The following is a 23,066-nucleotide window of genomic DNA, read 5'->3' as shown; positions in this document are numbered from 1 at the left end:
CCCCCTACCGAACGAGAATGCCGCCCCCCGGGGGGTCGCTCCTGCCCCCGGACGCGGCGCCGTTCGGCATGGGAGCGCTCCCGAGGCGCTCGGCACTCCCTCTCCCCCTGGAGGAACGATGACCAGACCCCCCACCGCCCTGCGGGGCGCCACCCCGGCGGCCGTCGCGCTGACCGCCGCGCTCGCCCTCCTCCTCGCGCTGCTCTCCCCGGGCGTGGCCCGCGCCGCCGGGCTCACCGCCACCTTCACCAAGGAGTCCACCTGGGACGGCGGCTACACCGCCTCCGTCACGGTCCACAACGACACCGGCGGCACCGTCTCCCACTGGCAGGTCGTCCTCACCCTGCCGAACGGGACCACGGTCAACCAGGCGTGGAACGCCCAGCACACGGCCGACGGCACCAGCCACACCTTCACCGGGGTCTCCTGGAACAGCAGCATCGCGCCGGGCGGCACCGCCTCCTTCGGCTTCACGGCCAGTGGAAGCGGCGACCCCGTCGGCTGCACGGTCAACGGCGCGCCCTGCGCCGAGGGCTCCGACCCGGGCACCGACCCGGGCGGCCCGGGCACGGACCCCGGCGGCCCCGGCACCGACCCGGGCGCCGGCACCCCCGTCGAGCGGTACGGCAAGGTCGAGGTCTGCGGCACCAAGCTGTGCGACGAGAACGGCAACCCGGTGCAGCTGCGCGGCATGAGCACGCACGGCATCCAGTGGTTCGACCACTGCCTCACCGACAGCTCGCTGGACGCCCTGGCCCACGACTGGCAGGCCGACATCATCCGGCTGTCGATGTACATCCAGGAGGACGGCTACGAGACGAACCCGCGCGGCTTCACCGACCGGATGCACCAGCTGATCGACATGGCCACGGCGCGCGGCCTGTACGTGATCGTGGACTGGCACATCCTCACCCCGGGCGACCCCCACTACAACCTCGACCGGGCCAAGACGTTCTTCGCCGAGATCGCCCAGCGCCACGCGGGCAAGGAGAACGTGCTCTACGAGATCGCCAACGAGCCCAACGGGGTGAGCTGGGCCTCGATCAAGAGCTACGCCGAGGAGGTCATCCCGGTGATCCGCCAGCGCGACCCCGACTCGGTGGTCATCGTCGGCACCCCCGGCTGGTCCTCGCTCGGCGTCTCCGAGGGCTCCGGCCCCGCGGAGATCGCCGCCGACCCGGTCGACGCCGGCAACGTCATGTACGCCTTCCACTTCTACGCGGCCTCGCACCGGGACGACTACCTCGACGCGCTGCGCAGCGCGGCCCAGATGTTCCCGGTGTTCGTCACCGAGTTCGGCACCGAGTCCTACACCGGCGACGGCACCAACGACTACGTGATGGCCGAGCGCTACCTGGACCTGATGAAGCAGGAGAAGATCGGCTGGACGAAGTGGAACTACTCCGACGACTTCCGTGCGGGGGCGGTCTTCCGGCCCGGCACCTGCGCGGCCGGGGGCCCGTGGAACGGCTCCTCGCTGAAGTCGGCCGGGCAGTGGGCGCGCGACCAGCTCCGGAACGGCTGATCCCCGGCTGAGACCGGCCGCGCCGCGCACGGCGCGCCCGGAACCGGCGGAGCGGCCCGCGGGTGTCCCCGCGGGCCGCTCCTTCGTGTCCGTTGTCTCCGACCGGTTCGGGTGGTGGTCGGGGGGTCAGTCGGTCGTGCAGCTCAGCACCAGCGAGTCGGGGGCGCTGCCCGAGCCGATGAAGCCGAACGCGGTGGACTGCCCGGCGCCCAGCTGGCCGTTGTAGGACACGTTGCCGGCCGTGACCGAGCTGCTGCCGCTGAAGCTGGCGTTCCAGCCCTGGCTGACGGTCTGGCCGCCGGGGAAGGTCCAGCTCACCGTCCAGTTGGAGATGGCGGAGTCGCCCGCGGTGACCGTGACCTCGCCCTGGAAGCCGCCGCCCCAGCTGCCGATGGTGGCGTAGGCGGCCGTGCAGTCGCCCGTGGGCTCCACCGGCGGGTCCGTGGGCTCGGTCGGCGGATCGGTGGGCTCGGTCGGCGGGTCCGTGGGCTCGGTCGGCGGGCCGAAGACCGTGGCCTCCTGGGCGGTGTCGGCGATGCCGTCGGGGCCGTAGAAGATCCGCTGTCCCCACGGGGTCAGGCTGTCGCCGTCGAAGTCGTCGACCATGTCCAGGTACTCGACGCCGCCGCTGTTGCCGCTCCACGACCAGCCGATGTAGCCCAGGCCCAGCCGCTCGGCCTCGGCCATGATGGTGTCCTCGTCGGGGTTGCCGTCGGAGTGGTCGTGGCCGAACTCGCCGATGACGATCGGCAGGCCGGCGTTGACGAAGTGCTCCAGGTAGCTGGTGACCGTGGCGCCCTGCGCGTAGACGCCGTACATGTGGATCGAGAAGACGGTGTTGCCGGTCGGGTCGCTGGCGTAGACGCCGGCGGCGTTGTCGCGCATGGTGTGCGACCAGTCCTGGCCCCAGTTGGGGGCGTCCACCACGAGGGTGTGGTCGAAGCCCGCGCCGCGCAGCCGCTGGATGGCGGCGGAGGTGTCGGGGGCCCAGTCGGCCACCGTGGCGGCGTCGTTGCCGTAGGGCTCGTTGCCGATGTTGATCAGGACGTAGTCCTCCTCGCCCTGCAGCACGCTCTTCAGCTCGATCCAGTAGTCGACGGCCTGGTCGAGGGTGGAGGCGGCGCCCTCCTCCCCGTAGCCGGTGGTGTCGTGCACCTCCAGCATGCAGATGAGGCGGTTCTGCTTGCACAGGGAAATGACGCCGGCGACGTCGGAGGGGCCGTTCTTGGCCCAGCGGACGCCGTTGCTCAGCACCACGCGCACGGTGTTGGCGCCGTGCGCCTTGATGTCGGCGAAGGCGCCGGTGTGCTGGGGGTACCAGTTGTGGGGGTGGCTGACGCCGCGGATGACGAACTCCTGGCCGTTGGCCTCGTGGAGCCGTCCGTTCTGGACGTGCAGACCGGTGGCGGCGCCGGCCGGCTGCGCGATGACGAAGACGGAGGCGAGCAGCGCGAGAACCGTCGCTGCCGCGACCGTGAGGCGTTTTCTCATGGCCTTCCTCACGAAAGCAGGGGTGTACACGAGTGGATTACGCGGCCCCGCTTGCCGTTTCCCTCCTGAGGCGCCGACGCCACGATAGCCCCAGTGGTGCACTTCACACAACCGGTTCAGCCATTTTCCGGTGAACCGGTTTTTCTTTCCCGGAAAACCCCCAGAGCACCACCGATCATCCTTTGTCACAACTTTCCCGGCATGCCGCCGTGACCTGGGACGATACGGGACCGCCACCGGTGTCCCCACCCCCGGAAAACCGGCTGTTTTCCCGGTTTCCCGGGTATTCCCCGAGGTCGGAGGCGATCATGGGGGGAGCAGGGAAAATCCGGCGGCGCACGACCCGCCGGAGGAGAGGAGGGAATCGGATGGACACGTTCCCCCACCGCACCGCCGCCGAACAGCAATGGCAGGAGCAGCGGGCCGCACAACGGTTCGCCGAGACCGAACGGGCGCGCACCCGCACCCGTCAGCTGCAGGAACGCACCGGAGTCCCCGTCCACGACACCTTCGACCAGCTGCGGGCGCGCGCCGAGCGGCTCGCCGCGCTGCTGCGCGCCCCCGCACCCGCCCCCGCCGAGCCCGACCCCGTGCGGCGGCACCGCATCTACCAGCGCGTCATCGGCGCCGCCAACCAGGCGCAGTCGGTCGGCTTCCTGTACCGGGGCGCGCGCGCCGCCGCGTCCGTGGCCCGCCTGGTCCACGTCCACCACGGGCGGGAACTCCCCTGCGGCACCGGGTTCCTGGTCGCCCCCGACCTGCTGCTGACCAACCACCACGTGCTCGACTCCCCCGAGGCCGCCGAGCAGGCCGTCGCCGAGTTCGCCGCCGAGGTCGACGCCGACCTGCACCCCCGCACGCCGGTGCGGCACCGCCTCGACCCGGAGGGGTTCTTCGTCGCCGACCGGGAACTGGACTTCGCCCTGGTCCGGGTCCGCCCCGACGCCGAGGGCCGCCCGCCGGGCGCGGTCTTCGGCTGGAACCCGCTGCTGCGCACCCAGGGCAAGGTCGTCACCGGCGAACCGGTGAACATCGTCGGCCACCCCCGGGGACGCCTCAAGGAGATCGCGATCCGCGGCGGCCGGCTGCTCCAGCAGACCGAGGACTTCCTCCAGTACTCCGCCGACACCGAACCCGGCAGCTCCGGCTCGCCCGTCTACAACGACCAGTGGGAGGTCGTGGCGCTGCACCACTCGGCCGTGCCCCGGCGCGACGCCCACGGGCGGCGGCTGCGCACCGACGGCACGCCGCTGCGCCCCGGCGACCCCGACTCCGCGGCGGCCTGGCTCGGCAACGAGGGCACCCGCGTCAGCTCCATCCTGGACTTCCTCGCCGCGGCCGACCTCCCCCGCGCTCAACGGGACCTGCTCGCCTCCCTGGGGCCCGGCGCCGGACTGCCCCCCGCGGACGGCCGGGCCGCGCCCAAGGGCCCCCAGCCGTTCTGGGCGCGCGAACGCCTCCCCCGGTCGGGCCGGTCGGGGGTGCGCGGCAGCGGCGGCCCCGACGACGTCCACCTGGTGTTCGTGCACGGACGCGGCATGGCGGGCAAGGACCCCGCGCGGCTGCGCGCCGCGTGGACGGCCGCCCTCAACTCGGGACTGCTCGCGGCGGGCCTGCCCACCGTGCCGGCCGCGTCGGCGTGGTTCCCCTACTACGGCGACCTGCTCGCCGAACTGACCGCGGACGCCGCCGCGACCGAGTCCGTGGACCTCGCCGAGGCGCTGGCCCCGCCCCTGGAGGAGCCGCACGCGGTCTACGCGGCGCTGCTGGAGCAGGCCGCGCTGCGCTCCGGCATGCCCGCCGAACTGGCGGGCGGGCCCACCGACCAGGAGGGCGCCTCGGCCCTGGGCCTCATCGCCCCGCTGACCAGCCGCCTGCAGCGGGAGCTGAGCTGGGTGGCGGCCCGCAGCGGCCTGGACGAGGCGCTGATCGCCCTGTTCCTCCGGGACGTCGCCGCCTACCTGGGCGAGGAGGAGGTGCGGACCGCCGTCCTGGACCGGGTGGCCGAGGGCTTCCCGCAGAGCGGACAGGTCGTCGTGGTCGGCCACAGCCTCGGCACGGTCGTGGCCGTGGACCTGCTCAGCCGGGCCCGCCCCGACGTGACCGTGCCGCTGCTGGTCACCGTGGGCAGCCCGCTCGGCCTCGACGCCGTCCACGAACGGGTCCTCCTCCAGCCGCCCCGCCGCCCCGACCGCGTGGCGGCCTGGCTCAACGCGTGGACCCCCGCCGACGCCGCCACCATCGGCTGCCCGCTGAGCCCCGTGTGGGGTCCGGGACTGGTGGAGGTGGTGACCGCCAACTCCCGCAGGCGCCCCCACGACGTCGAGGAGTACCTGCGCCAGCCCCGGGTCGCCGTCCCCGTCGCCGAAGCCCTGTACCCGGACGGGGTCCCCGCGCCGCCGGGACTGGCCGCATAGCCCGGAGGGGGAGGGGAGGACCGGGCGGGGGCGGGGCTGAGCCCGTTGATGATCATGGCCCCAGAGCCATTTCAGAAGGCGGTGATGGCTCTGGGGCCATCAAGGATGCGGGTTACTGCTGGGGGGAGCGGCCGGGCCTCAGGCCCGGCCGCGGCCCCGCCCCCGGCCCCGGCCGCGGGCAGCGGCCGGAGGCCGCCACGCGGCCATGTCGGAGTCGGTGATACCGGTGCGGTCCTTCAGGTCCGCCAAGTCCTCGTCCAGGTAGGAGGCCGGGCTCTGCCCGTAGGCGTCGGGCTCGGCGTGCCACTGGTGCACCCAGGGGCGCAGTTCGGCCAGCCCCGCCAGCAGCGGCGTCATCCGGTCGCGGTCGGAGGCCCAGCCGTGCTCCTCCAGGCGGTTGTAGGCCAGGTCGGCCAGGGCGGTGGCCTGCTCGGCGTGGTCCCAGCCCGCCCAGCCGAGGAGCAGGGAGCCGTCGGAGTCGGCCTCCGCGCCGGGGTAGGAGACGAAGCGTTCCTTGGGGACGTCGAGCTTGCCCCGGTTGGACCAGTAGGAGGGGCGGCGGAAGTCGGCGGAGGTGTACTTCGGCGGGACGGGGATGTCGAGGCGGTGCTCCTTCTCGCCCTCGGCCAGGGTGGCGTTGCGGGCGTCCTCCTGGCGCTGCAGCTCCCAGACCTCCTCCCACTGGGCGCGCTTGCGCAGGCCGGAGTCCTTGTAGCGGAGCGCGGCCAGGTAGGGCACGTGCTCGGAGGCGACGATCTCGGCGATCACATCGACGAAGTCGGTGTCGGGGGCGTACAGGTCGGCCACGGCCACCGTCTCGGGGTGCAGGTCACGGAGGCGGTTGGCGAGTTCCAGGACCGAGCGGACCCGGGGGGCGTCCTCACCGGTGTCGGTGGGAGCGAACCACAGGGAGCGGGTTTCGCAGCGGTCCAGCAGCCAGGACTTGAGGGCGGCCTTCTCCTTCTTCTCCCAGGGTTCGGACTGCCAGCGGCGCTTGCACTCGGGACGTTCGATGAGCGCGAGGTCGCGGCGGGAGGAGATGAACTCGATGCGCTTTTCCACGACCCGCTTGTAGGCGTCCGGCCAGTGGGAGGGGAGGTCGGTGATGGGGGTGGAACCGTGGCGGGAGAACCACTCGGTTTTCGCTTCACCGGCGGCGACCTTGCGGGCGAGGACGATCTCGAAGGCGCGCTCACCCAGGTTGATACCCGGCACGTCGGCGGTATCCGGCAGCACCAGTTCGGCGTGCTCGGCGTCGGAGATCAGGCCATAGCGGTGGTAGACGTCCCAGTCCAACTCCTCCTGCAACGCGATCATCCGAGCCCGGATCGCGGCGTACTCGGCACGCGCCTCATTCAGACGGGATCGAGTGGGAGTGGCGGACTCCACCACAGCGGAGGGCTCCAGGGAGGAAAGACGCTGAGCCAGGGAGTCGAGTTCCCGAGCACGGTCTAGAGGGAGAGAAGCCGGGAGAGGGAACTCCTGAACCCTGGTGGCGTTAAAGGCGTAGCGCCCTTCCCAGGCTTCATCCTGGACCCCACGCCCAATTCCACTTCCGCCCTTAGACGTACAGTTCTGTTTCAACCAGAAGCACGCCGTTGAGGAATTCAGCACCCCGAGAAGTTCCAAGTGCTGGTCCTCCGTGGCGTCCTTGGGAAGCTTGATCACCGGAGCAGTCTGCTTGAAGACCTTGCCACCGCGGTCCAGGACGAAATGGTTGTGCGTAGCAACCTCAGCGAAGGCAATGGAGAGCGGGATTTTATAGCGCCCCGCAAAAAACATCGAATACTCAAACCATTTGAGCCCACGCTCTAGTTGAGTTTTCCCGTAAGCGACACGACCACGAAGAATTCCTCGATAAGGGTAGAGAAAACGTTCAATGGCTTTACTGCTCTCAGCCTCAAGAGTGCTACTTGAATAAGGCCAGACAGAAACTGTAGGATTTTTAATATCCCAGTCTCTTGTTGCGTCGCCTTCAACGATAGCCCGCTGATGCTCTCGGGAAATCCCATGACGTTGGAGTGCCCCACGTCCTACCATGTAGGCGCTGTCTTCACGGGTTACCGCACCAAAGCCGATCTCTTGAATTTCTGCTTCGAGCTTTCTAGTGCTTCTCTCCTGCAAAGATTCCATCAGGCTGTCAGCCCCGCCCCCGGCCAGACTCCACGGGTGGTCCTTGAACCTCTCCCAAGCAAGATCGGCGACGCTGACCCATTCGCTTTCGCTGCCCGGGTGGTCGATCTGGTTGGTGATGGCGGACCAGACCAGTCCTTCGGCGGGATTCTGTGGCTGGGACGGTTCACCTCGGATACCCAGGACCGCGCGGACGGTTGTGGTGTGGGTGTTGGGCATGTTGCGGCCGATGAGGATGACGGTGGGAGTGCCGTGGCCGGGGATGTAGGCGCCGGAGGTGTCGATGATGTGGGTCAGGCGCACCTCGTTGCGGAAGAAATCGTTGATGAGCTTCTTGCCGAACTCGCGTTTCATGAAGGAGTTCGCGGTGATCTGCCCGACCACTCCCGCGCCCGCTCCGTCGCCACCGGCGCGCTTGGCCAGGTTGAAGAACCGTTCGGCGAAAGGCACTGACAGGGCGTAAGTGCCTGCACAGGTGGCATACCGGTCCCGGTAGTTCTGGTTCTCTCGTTTGTCCTTGACCGTGATGTAGGGCGGGTTGCCCACCACCGCGTGGTAGCTGTGCACACCCAGCAGATCGTGCTCGGCTTCGTAGTCGTGGACGTCCTCGGTGGCGTAGTGGTGGACCTCGTCAGTCTGGAACAGTTCGTCCATTCGGCCGGGCGCTCCTCGGCCGTGGATGAGGGAGTCGCCGGTGGCCACCACGATCGGCCAGTCGGGGTTGCCCGCCGAGAGGGTGGTGATGCCCGCTTCCTTCATCGCTGCCACCAGAAGCCGGAACCGGGCGATCGCCACGGCGTAGGGGTTCTTGTCCACCCCGTGCACACTGCGCAGGGCGCGGGCGATCAGATCCCAGTCCGAGGCACCGGGTTCGGCCTCGCGCCACTTGGCTAGCAGTCGGTGGAATGCGCCCAGCAGGAAGTGCCCCGAACCGCAGGTCGGGTCGATGAGCCGGAAGCCCTTGTTGTCGGCCTGGTAGATCTTGTTGCCGTCGAGGCCGAACTCCTCAATGGCCGGTTCCAGGGTGTGGTCGAGGATGAACTCCTCCACAAACTCCGGGGTCTGAAAGAGCGCGTAGTTCTCGCGGATGTCCTCTGAGAGGTCCTGGTACAGGTCGCCGAGGAACCGGGTGTTCCACTCCTGGTCGGTGAAGTCGTGGCGGAGGTGGCCGTCGTCGCCGACCTCACGCCAGAACCCGATCAGGTTCTTGGCCGCCTGGTGGGACGGGGTGATGGTCCACATCGGGTTGTGGGCGCGGTCGAACAGCCCGGCCATGATCGGCGACACGCTCATCGCCTTGAAGGCGTGCACCAGCCAGTCGCGGTCGGTGCGGGAGCGGTCCTCGGCCACCCAGGCGTCCCGCAACTCCTGGGCGATGTCATAGCGCCCGGCAGCGTCGCGCGGCCCGGCGATGAACGGCTGCTCCAAAAGCCGGTTGTCCTCGCAGAACCGGACGAAGACCGTGGCCAGCACCCAGGCCACCGCCGCCTGGGTCACCCGCTCATCCCGCCAAGCTCCGTAGGTGGAAGCGGTCCGCTCAGCATCCAGTGCCCGCTGGTACTCACGCTTCAACTCGTGGACGAAGGGCTCACCGCTGTGTTCGTTGACCGCCTCGGGGTCCTCACTGCGTTCGCGGAGGTCCTTCTCCAGGATGCGGACCTGCTGTTGGAGATCCTTGAGTAGGGAAGCATGGTCGATCATGGGCACTCCTGGCCACAACGGGGACGGGGGATGGACAGACCCTCCCCATTGTGACCGATCAGAGTGACAACAGCGTCAACAACCCCAGAAACGCTAGACTCGCTCCTGCCGTGCCGCCCGCACGAACGCAGCCCACTCGGCAGCAGGGAAGAACAACGCGCCCAGGTCACGGTTCTTACTGTCCCGAACCCCCGTCACCGGGCCTTCGGACACCTCGACGCAGGCTCCTTCGTCCGTGGTGTAGCTGGCGGTGTGCCAGTGTCGCAGAGAGACCTCCACGCAGTTCTCACCGCCCCCGCTGTAGCTGTTCCTACACCACACCCGTTGCTCGACCACTTGACTCACTCTCCAGCGGCTTGCGAACCTCTTCGGCCAGCTCTATGGACAGTGTGGAGCTCAACGCCACCGACCGGTTGCCGCCGGTCATCACGTTGAACTCCCTGCCCTCGTCCTCGACGTAAACGCTAGATCTGTTCCTGCCGCGCCGCCCGCACAAACGCGGCCCACTCGGCAGCGGGGAAGAACAGCGCGCCCAGGTCACGGTTCTTACTGTCCCGAACCCCCGTCACCGGACCTTCGGAGACCTCGACACAGGCGGCCTCCTCGTGTGTGTAGCTAGAGGTGTGCCACTGGCGGGCGCTGGTGATCGTTTGGAAAGCAAGGCTGTTTTCAGTCATCGGCGTCCTTCAGGTTGGTGATCACTCGGTGGAGGAACGTGGGAGTCTCGCTCAGAGGCAGCGCTGCGGCCTGGATGAGCTCGAACCTTCGGGTATGGTCGGCGACTTCGTCTGAGCCCTCGAAGAAGTGTCCGTTGGGCGGAACGTCGATGTATCCCACTCGCTCATTCTCGCCAAGGCTCATAAGCGTGAAGTTGTAGGGCTGGGTCATACCCCTCGACAGGGGAAGCACCTGGATGTCGAGGTTGGGCCGGTTTACTAGTTCGAGCAGGTGCTCCAACTGGACGCGCATAACCTGCCGACCGCCGACGAGGCAGCGCAAGGCTGACTCGTCGATGATCGACCACATTTGTGGCGGATTGTCGCGTTCCAAGACGTTGGTCTGCCGTTGACGACGCGCGTCGAGCCGTTTCCTCTGTTGCTCGGGATTCTTGAGCAGTCCTCGGCTCATCAGTGCCTCGATGTAGTCCGGGTGTTGGAGTAGCCCTGGGATGAGGCCGACTGCATACTCTTGGATCTTGGTCGCCTCGTTCTCCAAGCCGTAGAAGGCGTTCCCCGCGACCTCCTCGTACTGGAACCACCACGGCTTGTGCTTCCGTGCGGCCTTGGCGATAGCGACAAGTTCTTCACGCAGGCTGTCGTCGGCTCCGTAGAGGCGGCACAGCCCGGCGACCGACTCGGTGTTGAGCCGAACGAATCGGCCGTTCTCAATGCGGTAGAGCTTGCTGACGTCCCAACCCATCTCGTCGGCGACCTGCTCCTGGGACAGTTTCGCCTCCGCGCGTAACCGCTTGAGCTGGCTGACCAGATAGTGCCTGCGCACCGGTGAGCCCTGGGTCACGACAGTCTCCTTCGCTCGGCCGACTCCGCTTCTGGGTGCTGTGACCATCATCCCACCGCGCGAAAACAGACATAGCTCAACAATACAGACCAGTTCTTTTGCATGCCTTGTAACTTACAGGCCTTGCATTTAACTTGGAGTCATCCAGTCACGGAGCCCGCCTCCTCCGGTGACCACACACCAGCCACGTCACTTTCCTTGGGAGAGCCATGTCTGCACAGGTCATGACCGGTGACACCCGTCAGTCCTTACTCGCCCGCCTGCAAGAGGAGGTCCACAGGATGGGCGGCACCGCGCTCATCGCCCTGTCCGCCACCGCCCACCCGGTGCTCTACGTCCGCGCGTCCACCCGCCTGGTCCCGGTCGTGGTGGTGGAGGACGCCCCCGGGAACCGGTGGTTCATCTGGGGGCGCACCGGGTCCGCGCACGTGACGCGGGTCAAGGAGGCCGCCGCCGCGCTGTGCGGGCGGGAGCGGCCGCCCACCCGGTCCCGCATCAACCTGGTGGCCGCGCGCCGCGCCTCGCTGAAGGGAGCCGCCTGATGACCGACAACACCAACGACACCGGCCACCCCGGCTCCGGCCGCCTGTGTGTGGTCTCGGAGTTCTGGGAACTGTCCGGCGACCCCGCGCTCTGCCCGGACCTGCGCCACCGCGTCCGCGCCAGCCTGGCCGGCTTCCCGCACGTCGTGGACGACGCCGAACTGGTCGCGGCCGAGCTGTTCGCCAACGCCTGCCGCCACTCCCGCAGCGGCCAGGGCGGCAAGGTCTCAGTCAGCCTGTCCGCCCTGCGCACCGGCCTGGTGCTGGTCACCGTCGCCGACCAAGGTCCCCGCCCCGACCCGCACACCGGAGGACCCCGCATCCCACAAGCCCGCCCACCCGGTGACCCGCTCACCGTCGGCGGCCGCGGCCTGCGTCTGGTGGCGGCCCTGGCCACCGACTGGGGCCACTGGACCACCGAAGACGGCGGCCACTCCGTCTGGGCCGTGTTCGAGCCCCCCTTGCCCGCCTTCGCCCACCTCTCCCACCGCCCCTAACCCCCGCATCCCCTGGTCCCCCACCACCAAGGACCCACCACCCCCGATGATCTTGACGCCGTGGGGGCCATATCCGCCCGTTATCGCCCACTCACGTCAACATCAACACCCACCCCAGGGGGCGAGCCTCCACGCAGCCGCACCGCGTCAGCCGTCCGCGCCGCTCGCCCCACCCACCCTCGGGCACCTCGCACCCCGGGCCTTCCCACACCCCCTGGAGACGCCCGCCTTCCCAACCCCTCCCCCACCCCAGACCAGGTCAAGGCTGCCGGGCCTCCCGGCCGAAGACCACCCGCATCCGTGAAAGCCCACCCATGCCCACACCCGACACCAACCCCGCACCCCACCCGCCTGGAGCACCCAAAGCCGAAAACCCACACGTCTGCTTCGGCCGCGAGGCGCGGCAGCCTTCACCGCCGCTCCGGTACCGGAGGGACTCAACCCCCTACCACCCAGGAAGCCAGCCCTCCACCCCCGGGAGGACTCAACCCCCTACCACCCAAAAACCCCGCCCCCCCGGAAGGACTCAACCCCTCACCGCCCAGGAAGCCAGCCGCACCCCGGGCCTTTCACCTCGCCCTGCCCCTTGGAAACGCCCGCCTTCCCAACCCCTCCCGCACCCCGGACCAGGCCAAAGCTGCCGGGCCTCCCGGCCGAGGATCACCCGCGCCCCACCCGCCCGGGAGGCCCACAACCGGAAACCTTTCCCGCTGCTTCGGCCGCGAGGCGCGGCAGCCTTCACCGCCGCTCCGGTACCGGAGGGACTCAACCCCCTCCTTCTCCACACCCAATCTGCCCCGCCCCAGGTTCCGGAGGGACTCAAACCCCTTCCCCTCCCACCCCGGCTTGGTCCAAGGGCCTCACCTGGTCCCCGGCCATGCCCACGCCCCTGAAGGCCCCGCACCCCACAGGGCCTCGCCCCTGCCACCGGGAAACCCCGCCCCAGGCCCCGGCCTTTCCCCCCTCCCCAACACCAGCCGCCTGGAGACGCCCGCCTTCCCAATCCCTCCCACACCCCAGCCCCCGGTCAAGGCTGCCGGGCCTCCCGGCCGATGCCCACCCGCAACCGTGACAACCCGTCCATGACCACCCCCGACACCGACGCCATGCCCAACCTCGACGCCGAACTTGACCCCAGTGCCATGCCCGACACCACACCCGCCGTGCCCGCACCCGCCCCCGCCGCCTTCGACCCCCGCCACGAACCCCTACGGTTCGGCTACACCCTCGCCGAACTCGACGACATCGCCGCAACCGCCGCCGCCACCGTCCACCACCGCAGCCACCTCAACCGCGACATCCGCGTCCAAGCCGCCTGGGAGGCCATCACCACCCACCTCTACGCAACCGACCAGGCCCCCACCCGCCACACCCTGCTCACCCTCGCCTGGACCGCCATCCGCCACGAAGCCCGCGCCGACTGCGCCTTCCGCGGCTGGCAGCCCGGCTACCACGCGACCACCCGCCCCGGCTTCGAACGCTACTGGGCCTTGGCCGCCAACCCGCATCCCAGCCCCGAGGCGGCCGTGGTGGACCGCCTCGCCCTCGCCCAGATCTGGCCCCGCCTACGCCCCCGCCACCGCCAACTCCTACTCGCCCTCGCGGCCCACGACGACTACACCCAAGCCGCCCAAGCCGTCGGCCTGAAATACCACAGCTACCTGTCCGCCCTCTCCCGAGCCCGCCGGGCCTTCCTCGCCCTATGGCACGAACACGAGACCCCGTCCCGCCCCTGGGGCCACGACGTGCGCGGCAAACAGCCCACCACCCGCACCGTCACCGGCACCGTCCTGCGCCTGCGCCAACGCCGCAAAGCCCAACGCACCACCCCACCCCAACCCTCCGGCCGCCGCAGAAAAGACATCGGCATCCCCGACAGCGAACTCGCCCGCCGCTACCAAGCCGGCGAATCCCTCGCCGCCATCGCCCACTCCGTCGGCCTCAGCAAAACCACCGTCCACACCCGCATCCAACCCCACCTGTGAAGGCCCGACGTGAGGCGTCCGCCCTGCGACAATGGCTCGGGAGACCTTCATCGGCCGCGAAGAAACCCAGCGATCCGACAATCCGACAGCCTTCCTCTGAGGAGCAGTGATGCCCACCGGCCTGGACAACCGCCCTGAAGCGACGACATACGAGGTCGAACGGCTGGTCCAGTTGGCCTGGCGTGGACAGATCCGGGTCCCCCACTTCCAGCGCGGGTTCCGGTGGGGCCGTGACGACGTGATTAGACTCTTCGACAGCATCATCAAGGGTTATCCCGTGGGCAGCCTCCTGCTGTGGCTCCGCCCCGCACAGAAGCAACGCCTCACCCTTGGAGCGCTTTCCATCGACGCGCCCAGCATGGAAGAAGCCCTGTGGGTGGTCGACGGCCAGCAGCGGGTCACCAGCCTGGCCAGCGCACTACACCCGGCTGGAATGCACGACTCCCGATTCGCCCTCGCCTACGACCTGAGAGAGGAAAGGTTCGTTCCGCTTCCTCCCACTACAGAGCCAAACACCGCTCCGCTTCCTTTCACCACGGAACCGCACATCCTCCCGCTACCTGTCCTCTTCGACCTCCCCCGACTCCTCCAGTGGTTCGCCCACCACCCCGAAGTAGCTGCTCTCCAGGACCGGGCCTACACGTTGACGACCATCCTCCGCCAGCACCCTGTCCCGGCCTACCTCGTGAAGCAGGAAGACCCGGAAGTCCTGCGGGACATCTTCGACCGGATGAACAGCTACGGAAAGCGGCTGAGCCGGGCGGAGATCTTCACCGCGCTGCACGCGGGCGACGAGTCCGACCAGGAACCCGCACTGACCTTCGGGGTCATGGCCGAGCAGATCGACAGACAGCGGGCATTCGGCCGGATCGACGACGACACGGTGCACTCCTCGGTCCTCGCCCGACGCGGCCCGAACGTGCATCGCGAGATTCGGCTCGAATTCAGTACTGCTGAACGCCAAGGAACCATCGACTTTCCAGGAGAGGACCGGGACACCGCGTTCCGGAAAGGCGAAGAGGCTCTGCTGCGCGCGGTCGAATTCCTCCAGGAGGACGCCGGGATTCCCCATTTCACCCTGCTGCCCTACCGCTACCTTCTGGTAGTCCTCACCCGGGTCTTCGGGCACTTCCCCAACCCCGATCCGACCAACCGGAGACTGCTGCGCCGCTGGCTGTGGCGGACCGCGCTGCTCGGCCCAGAGATCTTCCGGGGCAGCACCACGGGAGCCGTCCGGCAACTCTGCGGCAAGGTCCGTCCCGGTGACCTCACCGGCTCGGTCCAGGACCTGCTGGCAGCGGTCGAACGCCCCATACCTCCGCTTCCTGAGCTCCGCAGGTTCCGGACCAACGAGGCGTCAGCGAAGATCACCCTGTGCTCCTGGTGGGCGTTGCAGCCCTGTGACCCCAGCAACGGCAAGCCATTCGACACCAGTCAGCTTGCTGACGCGCTGATTGACCGGAGCACTGTCGCCGATGCCGTCAGATACGTCTACCCCCCGTCGCTCCTGCCCACGTCCCACCGCTGGTGGGCCGCAAACCGGCTGTTCATCCCGTTCACGGAGGACGAGGTCGGAAAAAACGCAGGGCACTCCCTGTGGTTTCGTCCGCCGACGATGAGCAAAAAGGTATGGCTGGACACCCTCCACTCGCACCTGCTGACCCCAGAGACAGCGGAGCTCGGCCGTGCCCAGAACATCGTCCCGTTCCTCCAGCAGCGGCAGCAGGCCATCACCAACCACCTGCGCGATTTCCTCGCGCGTATGTGCGAATGGGACTTCGAGGACACCCCGCCCATCGACCAGCTCCTCATCGAGGACCTGACCGACGAAGACGACCATGACACTCTCTGAGCACCGGTACGCGGTCCTGCTGCACGGGGACCGGGTGGGCACCCTCCACCAGCGCGGCGACCACACCCGGTTCACCTTCGCCCCCGAATACCTGGCGAACCCCCGGCGCGCCGTGCTCGGACTGCGCTTCGAAACGGACCCCGCCGACCGACACTCCGCCGCGCTGCGGCTGCCGCCGTGGTTCTCCAACCTGCTGCCCGAAGGGGTGCTGCGGCAGTGGATCGCCGACGACCGGGGAGTGTCCGCCGACCGCGAGATGGAACTGCTCGCCCAGGTCGGCCACGACCTCCCCGGCGCGGTTCGGGTGCTGCCCTGCGACGACGGAGAGGAACTCGCCGCCCCCGACTGGGACGAGCGGCCCGCCACGGTGCCGACGACCGCGCACGACGACCACCCGGAGATGCGGTTCTCCCTGGCCGGGGTGGCGTTGAAGTTCTCCATGCTCGCCGAAGGCGACCGGCTCACCCTCCCGGCCTTCGGGCGGGGCGGCGACTGGATCGTGAAACTCCCCGACCGGCTCTACCCGGACGTGCCCCGCAACGAGCACGCGATGATGTCGCTGGCCCGCGCGGTCGGCATCGACGTGCCCGAAGTGCGGCTGTACCACCGCGACCAGCTCGACTCCCTGCCCGCGCGGGTGTGGCCCGGCGACGAGGACCTCGCCTACGCGGTACGCCGCTTCGACCGCGACGAGAACCGCCGCCCCGTCCACATGGAGGACCTCGCCCAGGTGCGCGGCGTCTACCCCAACGAGAAGTACAACGGCAACTACGAGACGGTGGCGTCGCTGATCCACCGGGGCCGGGACCTTGGGGCACTGCGGGAGTTCGCCCGTCGACTCGCGTTCACCGTGCTCATCTCCAACGGCGACGCGCACCTGAAGAACTGGTCCCTCCTCTATCACGATCCGCGCCGACCCACCCTCGCCCCCGCCTACGACCTGGTGTGCACCAGCGCCTACATGGGCGACGGCGAAACACTCGGCATGAAGTTCGCGGGCTCCCGCCGCTTCGGGGACGTCACCGTTCGCGCTTTCACCCGCCTGGAACGCCGCCTGAAGGCCACCGACGCCCACCTGGCCGACGTCGTCGCCGACCTGGTCCACCGGGTCCGGGAGGCGTGGCCCGCCCAGGCGGAACTGCTCGCCGACCTCCCCGACCTACGCGACCGGGTCACCGAAAGCATCGAAGCGCGGAGCCGCACACTGCTCGCCTGAGACGGACCGAACGTGTGAGTCGGCGGTCAGCGTTCACCACCGCGATGATCTTGGCAAAAACGCCCCATAACCTGCGGGCGGTTCGGTGCCCCATGCTGTCAAGATCATCGGAAGCGGGTCAGCCCACAGCCGCACGGCGACGATGTGGTGGCACTGGAGGCCCGCGTAAGGATCGGGCTTGATCAGCAGCGTGGGGATTCCGCTTGAGGTCCGCCGCGCCGCCCAGTCGTGATCGAGCGGAGTGAAGTCGTCGTCGATCCACGCGGCCGGCTTCACCCGCCCAGCTTGTCGCCCAGACGGGCCGGACCAGTCCCGCGGAACCGGCGGCCGCGATCCAGGAGCTGTGGTCGGGGTTGAGCCACACCGGAACATCGGTGTACCCGTCAGGGGCCAGGCGACAGGGCCGGTACTCCGGCGGGACGGAACCGCCGGGACCGGGGAACGGGTTGAGCACGCCGTCCACGTCGATCAGGAGAAACGGGGGGCTGACTGCCATGGCCTGCCTTTCAGAGGTCGAGAAGACCCGGCCCGTGGCACGCGCGGGCGAAGTCGTGCAGGTACACGCCGTTGTCGCCGACGAACACGCTCTCGGGGTGGAACTCCGAGTGGACCCAGCCGTACGGCGGCGTCATGGCCCCCTCCGCGCGGCTCCCCGCCGATCGGGCGATGCCTGTCAGGTGCTCTTCGATGTCCTCGCACCCGGACCATCGACCGGCCTGCGTGAGCAGGCGCAGGGTTCTCAGCGCCCGCTCCGGCAGCGACGCCAGCCAGTCGGTGTCGGCTGGAGGGAGGTGGTGGGGGACCGCCGCGGAGTGCGGTTCCACGGCCGCGGAGACACCGTCCCCATCGGTGGCCGCGCGTACGGACACCCCAGGTTCTCCAGGAGCATTCCCAGTGTGGTGCCCGTGCGCCTCGCCGCGAGGACTCTCGGGACGCTCACCCCCGCCCGCCATGCGGCCGCGAGATCGCTGCTTTCGTCACTCGGCATCGTCGTCGACGCGGCCCCAGTAATCGGTGTAGGGAACGGCGGCGCCGAGCGCTCTGTCGCGGTATTCCACATACTCGGCGGTCAGGCTTTCGTCGATGCGCTCGGCCCCCAGGAACTCACCGGCCCCGGTGTAGTGCATCCTGAGGACGTCTTCTCGTCGAAAAGCCAGAAGTCGTGGTCCGGAAGGTCTGGGGCGGGGTGCTCGGAGAGGTCGAGAACACTGATCTCCTCGCCGTCCCTGACGTTTCCCGGATAGCCCCAGGAGAGTTGGAACCTCAGATAGTCGCTCAGCGGGGGGTGAGAACGCGGACGCGCCGCAGCGTTCTCCCGGTACCGGTGATACCACGGACCCAGGGGTTGTGCCGCCACTCCTCGGGGAATTCCCCGCCGGAGAGGAAACGGTCGAAGTACTCGGCCTCCTCTGCGACACGGTACGTGTCGAGCGTCTCCAGGCGGAAAGCCGACGACGTGAACGAAGCGAAGTATTCCGCGAGTCCTTCCTCAGAGATCACGGGCAACCCTCTCCAGGAGCTCCCGGGGGACCTCGACGGCGGCCTCTCCCCGCGGAAGGTCCACCTGCCCCGCCAGTTCGCTGTCGCTGACCACGTACCCCTGGATCACGTACGTTCCTCGGTCGGTTGCGTAGACGGTCGGACACGTGCCGTTCCGACACGTTCCGTCGATCCTGGTCAGACGCACGAGGCCGCTCTCCCTTCAGCAGAGTTTCCGCCCTCCCCCGCCACGACGTTAGAAGCCTCCGTCCTCGGAAGACAAGCACGAATGTTTTCCGCGACGGGAAACCCCCGGACCTTCACCGCCCTCGGCGATCTCGACAGAAATGGCCCGTGTTCCACGGTTGGGTGCCCCACGGTGTCACGATCATGGCCGTGAAGGCGGTCGGGTGGCCGGTGTGCTTCGGCCGCGAGGCGCGGCAACCTTCACCGCCGCTCCGGTACCGGAGGGACTGTCGTCGTCCCGCAGCGCTTCACCTCCCCAACCCCGCGGCGCTTCACTTCCCCAGCCCCGCGACACTGCGCCTTCCCAGCCCCGCGGCGCTTCACCCCCGCACACCCGCCACCCGGAAATCCCTCCGAGACCCCGGGGCTCGGGCAGGGCTGCCGGGCCTCCCGGCCGAAACACACCCGCTGGTCCAGCACCCACCCGCACCCCGCCCCGCAGCCGCCCCCAACCGCCATGATCGTGACACCATGGGGCACCAAACCGCAGAACATAGGCCATTTCCGCCAAGATCATGGCCGTGAAGGCAGTCGGGCGACCGGTCTGCTTCGGCCGCGAGGCGCGGCAACCTTCACCGCCGCTCCGGTACCGGAGGGACTGTCGTCGTCCCGCAGCGCTTCACCTCCCCAGCCCCGCGGCGCTTCACTTCCCCAACCCCGCGACACTGCGCCTTCCCAGCCCCGCGGCGCTTCACCCCCGCACACCCGCCACCCGACAACCCCTCCGAGACCCCGGGGCTCGGACAAGGCTGCCGGGCCTCCCGGCCGAAACACACCCGCTGGTCCAGCACCCACCCGCACCCCGCCCCGCAGCCGCCCGCCGACCGGCTCGCACCCACCGGTTGGCACGAAGGCGACCTGGTGCCCGCTCGTGTCAAGACCAACGGCGGTGCTCAGCCCACGTAGCGCCGCGCCCGGGAGTGCCGCTGGGGTTCGGCGAGCATCCGCAGGCCCCGTTCGACCGAGTACGGCACGGGGCGGCGCTCCCGCAGGACCCACGGCAGGCCCGCTGCCGCCTCGGCCACCGCCCGCAGGCTGGTCGCGTCCCGGGGCACGGCGCGCAGCACCGCGCCGGTGCGCAGCAGCGCCCCGCCCGCCGGGCGGCGCAGCCACGCCGTCCACAGCGTGTTGCGGATGCCCAGGCGGCGGCGGACACGGCTGTCGCGCACCCGGGACGCGGCGTGGTGCACCACCATGTCCTCCACCCAGCACATCCACCACCCGGCGGCGGCCAGGTCCAGCGACAGCAGCTCCTCCTCCCCGCCCAGCCACAGCCGCGGGGAGAACCCGCCGGCCTCGGTGAACGCGCTCACCCGGAACACCGACGCGCCCGCCAGCACGCTCAGCAGCACCGGCCCCGGCAGGTCCGGCGGCCCCGGCAGCGGGGAGCCCCGCAGCTCCGGGGTGATCGGGTCCTCCCGCCCCTCCGGCTCCACCAGGATGCGCGCGGTCAGGCAGCCGAGCCGGGGGTCGGCGTCGAACAGGTCGGCGGCGCGCGCCAGCGAGCCCGGCTCCCACCAGGTGTCGTCGTCGCAGAACGCCACGTACGGGGTGTCCAGCGCCTCCACGCCGACGTTGCGGGCCACCGCGCCCAGGTTCACCGGGGAGCGGACGAGCGCCGCCTCCGGGTGCTGTGCGGCGACCGCGTCGGCGGTGCCGTCGGTGGAGGCGTTGTCCACCACCACGACCGGGGGCCGCTCCGGCAGGTCGCGCAGCCGGCGCAGGGTGTGCAGCACCTCCGGGCGGCGCTGGTGGGTGATGACCACGACGCCGACCCGCGGCCCGGCGCTCACCCCGCCTCCAGCACGCGCAGGTCGCCCTCCACCGACGGCGGCAGGCGGCGGCGGGCCGCGAGCACGCGCGGCAGGGCGCGCAGCACGTCGGCGAGGGCCGCGCGGGCCGGGGCGTCGGCCCGCGCGCGGCGGGCCAGGTCCGCGGTGGCGGCGAGCGCGCGCGGCACGGGGCGGCGCAGCCACATGGTGAGCACCGCGTTGCGCTGCTCCAGGCGGCGCCGCCACGGGCCGGGCGGCCGCCGCACGGAGGGGTGGTGGCAGGCCCACACCTCCGGCAGGTGGCACGGCTCCCATCCGGCGGCGGCCAGGTCCAGGGCGAGCAGGGTCTCCTCCCCGGCGAAGAACAGCAGCGGGTTGAACCCGCCGACCTCCTCGAACGCCGCGACGCGCACGACCGCGGCGCACGCCATGAACCCCAGGACGCGGGGGCCGGGCAGGCCCGGCACGGTGCCCAGCCCGCGCGCCAGCTGCTCGTTGAGGGGGTCGGGGCGGCCCTCCGCGCCGACCCGCACCGACGCCGCCACCAGCCCCAGCCGGGGGTGGGCGTCGAAGGCGTCGGCCGCCCGCTCCAGCGCCCCCGGCTCCCACCAGGAGTCGTCGTCGCAGAACGCGGCGTAGGGGGTGCGGGCCAGGGACACGCCGACGTTGCGGGCGGCGGCCCCGACGTTGCGGGCCAGCGTCACCACCTGCACCTCGGGGAAGAGGTCGCGCACCGAGTCGGCGGTGCCGTCGGTGGAGGCGTTGTCCACGACGACCACCGGCGGGCGGGGCCGCAGCCGCCCCAGCATGCGCAGCGTCCGGTGCAGCTCCTCCCTGCGGTTGCGGGTGGCGACGACGACGGTGACCGGTCCCCCCGTCTCCCGGTGCTGCCTCACGTGCTCTCCCCTTTCTCCTCGCGGCCTCCCCGGCGCGGGGAGGTGCGGGTCAGTTCGCCGGGACCACCCACTCGGACACGGGCGGCAGTCCCCGCTGCGCGCGGAAGTAGTTGATGGTGCGGCGCAGCCCTTCCTCCAGCAGCACCCGGGGCCGCCAGCCGAGGCGTTCGGCGGCCAGGGTGATGTCGGGGCGGCGGAACCGCGGGTCGTCGACGGGGCGGTCCACGAAGACGACCGGCGAGTCCGAGCCGGTGATCTCCCGGACCAGACGGGCCAGCGCCAGCACCGACAGCTCCTCGTCGCTGCCGATGTTGACCGGGCCGGTCAGGTCGCTGCGGGCCAGCGCCAGCAGTCCCGCCACGGTGTCGTCCACGTAGCACACCGACCGGGTCTGGCGGCCGTCCCCGGCGACGGTGAGCGGCTCCCCGTCGAGGGCCTGGCGGATGAAGGTGGGCACGACACGGCCGTCGCCGGGGCGCAGCCGGGGCCCGTAGCTGTTGAAGATCCGCGCGATGCCCACGTCGGTGCCGCGCGCGCGGCGGAAGGCCATCGTCAGCGACTCGGCGTAGCGTTTGGCCTCGTCGTAGACGCTGCGCGGGCCCACCGGGTTGACGTTGCCCCAGTAGTCCTCGCGCTGCGGGTACTCCAGCGGGTCGCCGTAGACCTCGCTGGTGGAGGCGAGGACGAACCGGGCGCCGTGCGCCTCGGCGAGCGCCAGGGCGTTGCGGGTGCCGAGACTGCCCGCCTCCAGGGTCTCCACCGGCAGCCGCAGGTAGTCGCGGGGCGAGGCCGCCGACGCCAGGTGGAACACGTAGCCGAAGGGTCCGTCCAGGTCCAGCGGTTCGGTCAGGTCCGCCTCGACCAGGCGGAAGCCGGGACGGTCGAGCAGGTGGACGACGTTGGCGGCGCTGCCGGTGGCGAAGTTGTCCGCGCACACCACGTCCATGCCCTCGTCCGACAGTCGTTCGCACAGGTGGGAGCCGATGAATCCGGCTCCGCCCGTCACCAGGGCGACGGGTCGCTGCCCTCGGGCCATAGCGGTCTCCTCTGTTGGCGGCGGGCCGGGGCCGACCGGGTGCGGCCGGGCCCGGCCCCGTCCGATCAGGGCCAGGACGTCTCCTCGGAGGGGCAGACGACGAGTTCGCGGACCTCGCAGCCGGGCGGCTGGCGCAGCGCGAACAGCACGGCGCGCGCCACGTGCCCGGGCGGGTTGAGCTTCGCGTCGGGGCCGGGCCGGTACTGTTCGCTGCGGCCGTCGAAGAACGCGGTGTCCATGCCGCCGGGCACCAGCAGGGTCACGCCGACCTGCCCGGCGAGTTCCGCGGCGAGCGCCCGGGTGAACCCGACCACCCCGAACTTGGAGGCGCAGTAGGCGGAGGCGTCGCTGAGGGCGCGCAGCCCCAGCGTGGACGCGCAGTTGACGACGGTGCCGCCGCTGGCGCGCAGGTGCGGCAGCGCGGCGCGCACCACCGCGGCGGTGCCGAGCAGGTTGACGCGGACCACCCGCTCCCAGTCGTCGGCGGGCACGTCCTCCAGGCGTCCGCAGGCGTCGGTCCCGGCGGCGTTGACCACGGCGTCGACCCTTCCCCCCGCCTGCTCCGCCAGCTCCGCCACGGCGCGTTCGGCGGCCTCCCGGTCCACCAGGTCGGCCTTGGCGAACGGCCAGTCCCGGCCGGGGTGGTGGCGGTCCAGCACCAGCGGGGTGCCGCCCGCGGCCTCCACCGCCTCGGCCACGGCCGCCCCCAGACCGGAGGCGCCCCCGGTGATCAGCGTGTTTCCCAACGGGCGCATCGCGT

General features: G+C 70.2%; 18 protein-coding genes and 1 pseudogene. 7 read left to right on the top strand and 12 right to left on the bottom strand.

Annotated features, from left to right (window positions below; genetic code table 11):
- Nucleotides 1-118: 118 nt before the first annotated feature.
- Complete coding sequence (locus FOF52_RS21840; protein WP_282573791.1) at nt 119-1,525, top strand: cellulase family glycosylhydrolase; 1,407 nt, start codon at nt 119-121, stop codon at nt 1,523-1,525.
- Between the two features lie 126 nt (nt 1,526-1,651).
- On the opposite strand, the gene FOF52_RS01230 is transcribed toward FOF52_RS21840, so the two are convergent.
- Complete coding sequence (locus FOF52_RS01230; protein ID WP_248591985.1) at nt 1,652-3,016, bottom strand: cellulase family glycosylhydrolase; 1,365 nt, start codon at nt 3,014-3,016, stop codon at nt 1,652-1,654.
- A 368-nt stretch (nt 3,017-3,384) separates the two neighbouring features.
- Here FOF52_RS01230 and FOF52_RS01225 point away from each other — a divergent pair, with 368 nt between their 5' ends.
- Nucleotides 3,385-5,433: a trypsin-like peptidase domain-containing protein gene (locus FOF52_RS01225; protein WP_248591984.1), complete on the top strand. Its 2,049-nt coding sequence runs from the start codon at nt 3,385-3,387 to the stop codon at nt 5,431-5,433.
- Nucleotides 5,434-5,571: 138 nt separating this feature from the next.
- Here the strand turns inward: FOF52_RS01225 and pglX are convergent, their stop codons facing one another.
- The 4 genes from pglX to FOF52_RS01205 form a co-directional block, all read right to left on the bottom strand.
- Entirely contained in the window at nt 5,572-9,267 is a 3,696-nt protein-coding gene (pglX, locus tag FOF52_RS01220) for a BREX-2 system adenine-specific DNA-methyltransferase PglX (RefSeq protein WP_248591983.1), read from the bottom strand.
- A gap of 93 nt (nt 9,268-9,360) precedes the next feature.
- Entirely contained in the window at nt 9,361-9,546 is a 186-nt protein-coding gene (locus FOF52_RS01215; protein ID WP_248593710.1) for a DUF397 domain-containing protein, read from the bottom strand.
- A 185-nt stretch (nt 9,547-9,731) separates the two neighbouring features.
- On the bottom strand, nt 9,732-9,944 hold the full coding sequence (locus FOF52_RS01210; RefSeq protein ID WP_248591982.1) for a DUF397 domain-containing protein: 213 nt from the start codon (nt 9,942-9,944) through the stop codon (nt 9,732-9,734).
- Nucleotides 9,937-10,785, bottom strand: a complete 849-nt coding sequence (locus FOF52_RS01205) for a helix-turn-helix domain-containing protein (RefSeq protein ID WP_248591981.1) — start codon at nt 10,783-10,785, stop codon at nt 9,937-9,939. Before FOF52_RS01205 ends, FOF52_RS01210 begins: the two co-directional genes overlap by 8 nt.
- A 209-nt stretch (nt 10,786-10,994) precedes the next feature.
- On the opposite strand from FOF52_RS01205, the gene FOF52_RS01200 reads away from it, so the two are divergent.
- From FOF52_RS01200 to FOF52_RS01180, 5 genes are all read left to right on the top strand, one after another.
- Nucleotides 10,995-11,327, top strand: coding sequence for a hypothetical protein (locus FOF52_RS01200; RefSeq protein ID WP_248591980.1), 333 nt, complete (start codon nt 10,995-10,997; stop codon nt 11,325-11,327).
- Nucleotides 11,327-11,824: an ATP-binding protein gene (locus tag FOF52_RS01195; protein ID WP_248591979.1), complete on the top strand. Its 498-nt coding sequence runs from the start codon at nt 11,327-11,329 to the stop codon at nt 11,822-11,824. The genes FOF52_RS01200 and FOF52_RS01195 overlap by 1 nt, the downstream gene beginning before the upstream one ends.
- 1,052 nt (nt 11,825-12,876) lie before the next feature.
- Nucleotides 12,877-13,809 carry a hypothetical protein gene (locus FOF52_RS01190; protein WP_248591978.1) on the top strand — a complete coding sequence of 311 codons (933 nt, stop codon included), beginning with the start codon at nt 12,877-12,879 and terminating at the stop codon, nt 13,807-13,809.
- A gap of 109 nt (nt 13,810-13,918) precedes the next feature.
- Nucleotides 13,919-15,661: a DUF262 domain-containing protein gene (locus tag FOF52_RS01185; RefSeq protein WP_248591977.1), complete on the top strand. Its 1,743-nt coding sequence runs from the start codon at nt 13,919-13,921 to the stop codon at nt 15,659-15,661.
- Nucleotides 15,648-16,877 carry a type II toxin-antitoxin system HipA family toxin gene (locus FOF52_RS01180; RefSeq protein ID WP_248591976.1) on the top strand — a complete coding sequence of 410 codons (1,230 nt, stop codon included), beginning with the start codon at nt 15,648-15,650 and terminating at the stop codon, nt 16,875-16,877. The genes FOF52_RS01185 and FOF52_RS01180 overlap by 14 nt, the downstream gene beginning before the upstream one ends.
- Nucleotides 16,878-16,910: 33 nt before the next feature.
- On the opposite strand, the gene FOF52_RS01175 is transcribed toward FOF52_RS01180, so the two are convergent.
- The 7 genes and pseudogenes from FOF52_RS01175 to FOF52_RS01135 form a co-directional block, all read right to left on the bottom strand.
- Nucleotides 16,911-17,153, bottom strand: coding sequence for a hypothetical protein (locus FOF52_RS01175; RefSeq protein WP_248591975.1), 243 nt, complete (start codon nt 17,151-17,153; stop codon nt 16,911-16,913).
- 230 nt (nt 17,154-17,383) lie between these two features.
- Nucleotides 17,384-17,746 (bottom strand): protein kinase family protein, encoded by a 363-nt coding sequence (locus FOF52_RS01170; RefSeq protein WP_248591974.1) that lies wholly within the window; start codon nt 17,744-17,746, stop codon nt 17,384-17,386.
- 108 nt (nt 17,747-17,854) lie between these two features.
- Nucleotides 17,855-18,377: pseudogene (locus tag FOF52_RS22005) on the bottom strand (DUF6879 family protein).
- A gap of 1,118 nt (nt 18,378-19,495) precedes the next feature.
- Complete coding sequence (locus tag FOF52_RS01150; RefSeq protein ID WP_248591970.1) at nt 19,496-20,395, bottom strand: glycosyltransferase family 2 protein; 900 nt, start codon at nt 20,393-20,395, stop codon at nt 19,496-19,498.
- Complete coding sequence (locus FOF52_RS01145) at nt 20,392-21,270, bottom strand: glycosyltransferase family 2 protein (protein WP_248591969.1); 879 nt, start codon at nt 21,268-21,270, stop codon at nt 20,392-20,394. Before FOF52_RS01145 ends, FOF52_RS01150 begins: the two co-directional genes overlap by 4 nt.
- 49 nt (nt 21,271-21,319) lie before the next feature.
- Nucleotides 21,320-22,306, bottom strand: coding sequence for a UDP-glucuronic acid decarboxylase family protein (locus tag FOF52_RS01140; protein ID WP_248591968.1), 987 nt, complete (start codon nt 22,304-22,306; stop codon nt 21,320-21,322).
- 65 nt (nt 22,307-22,371) lie between these two features.
- On the bottom strand, nt 22,372-23,061 hold the full coding sequence (locus FOF52_RS01135; protein WP_248591967.1) for an SDR family oxidoreductase: 690 nt from the start codon (nt 23,059-23,061) through the stop codon (nt 22,372-22,374).
- Nucleotides 23,062-23,066: the final 5 nt, after the last annotated feature.

The organism is Thermobifida alba (genome assembly GCF_023208015.1).
In the GTDB taxonomy this organism is placed as follows: Bacteria; Actinomycetota; Actinomycetes; order Streptosporangiales; family Streptosporangiaceae; genus Thermobifida; species Thermobifida alba.
Note: the sequence above shows the minus strand (reverse complement) of the source record. Positions and strands in the feature narration are given on the sequence as shown.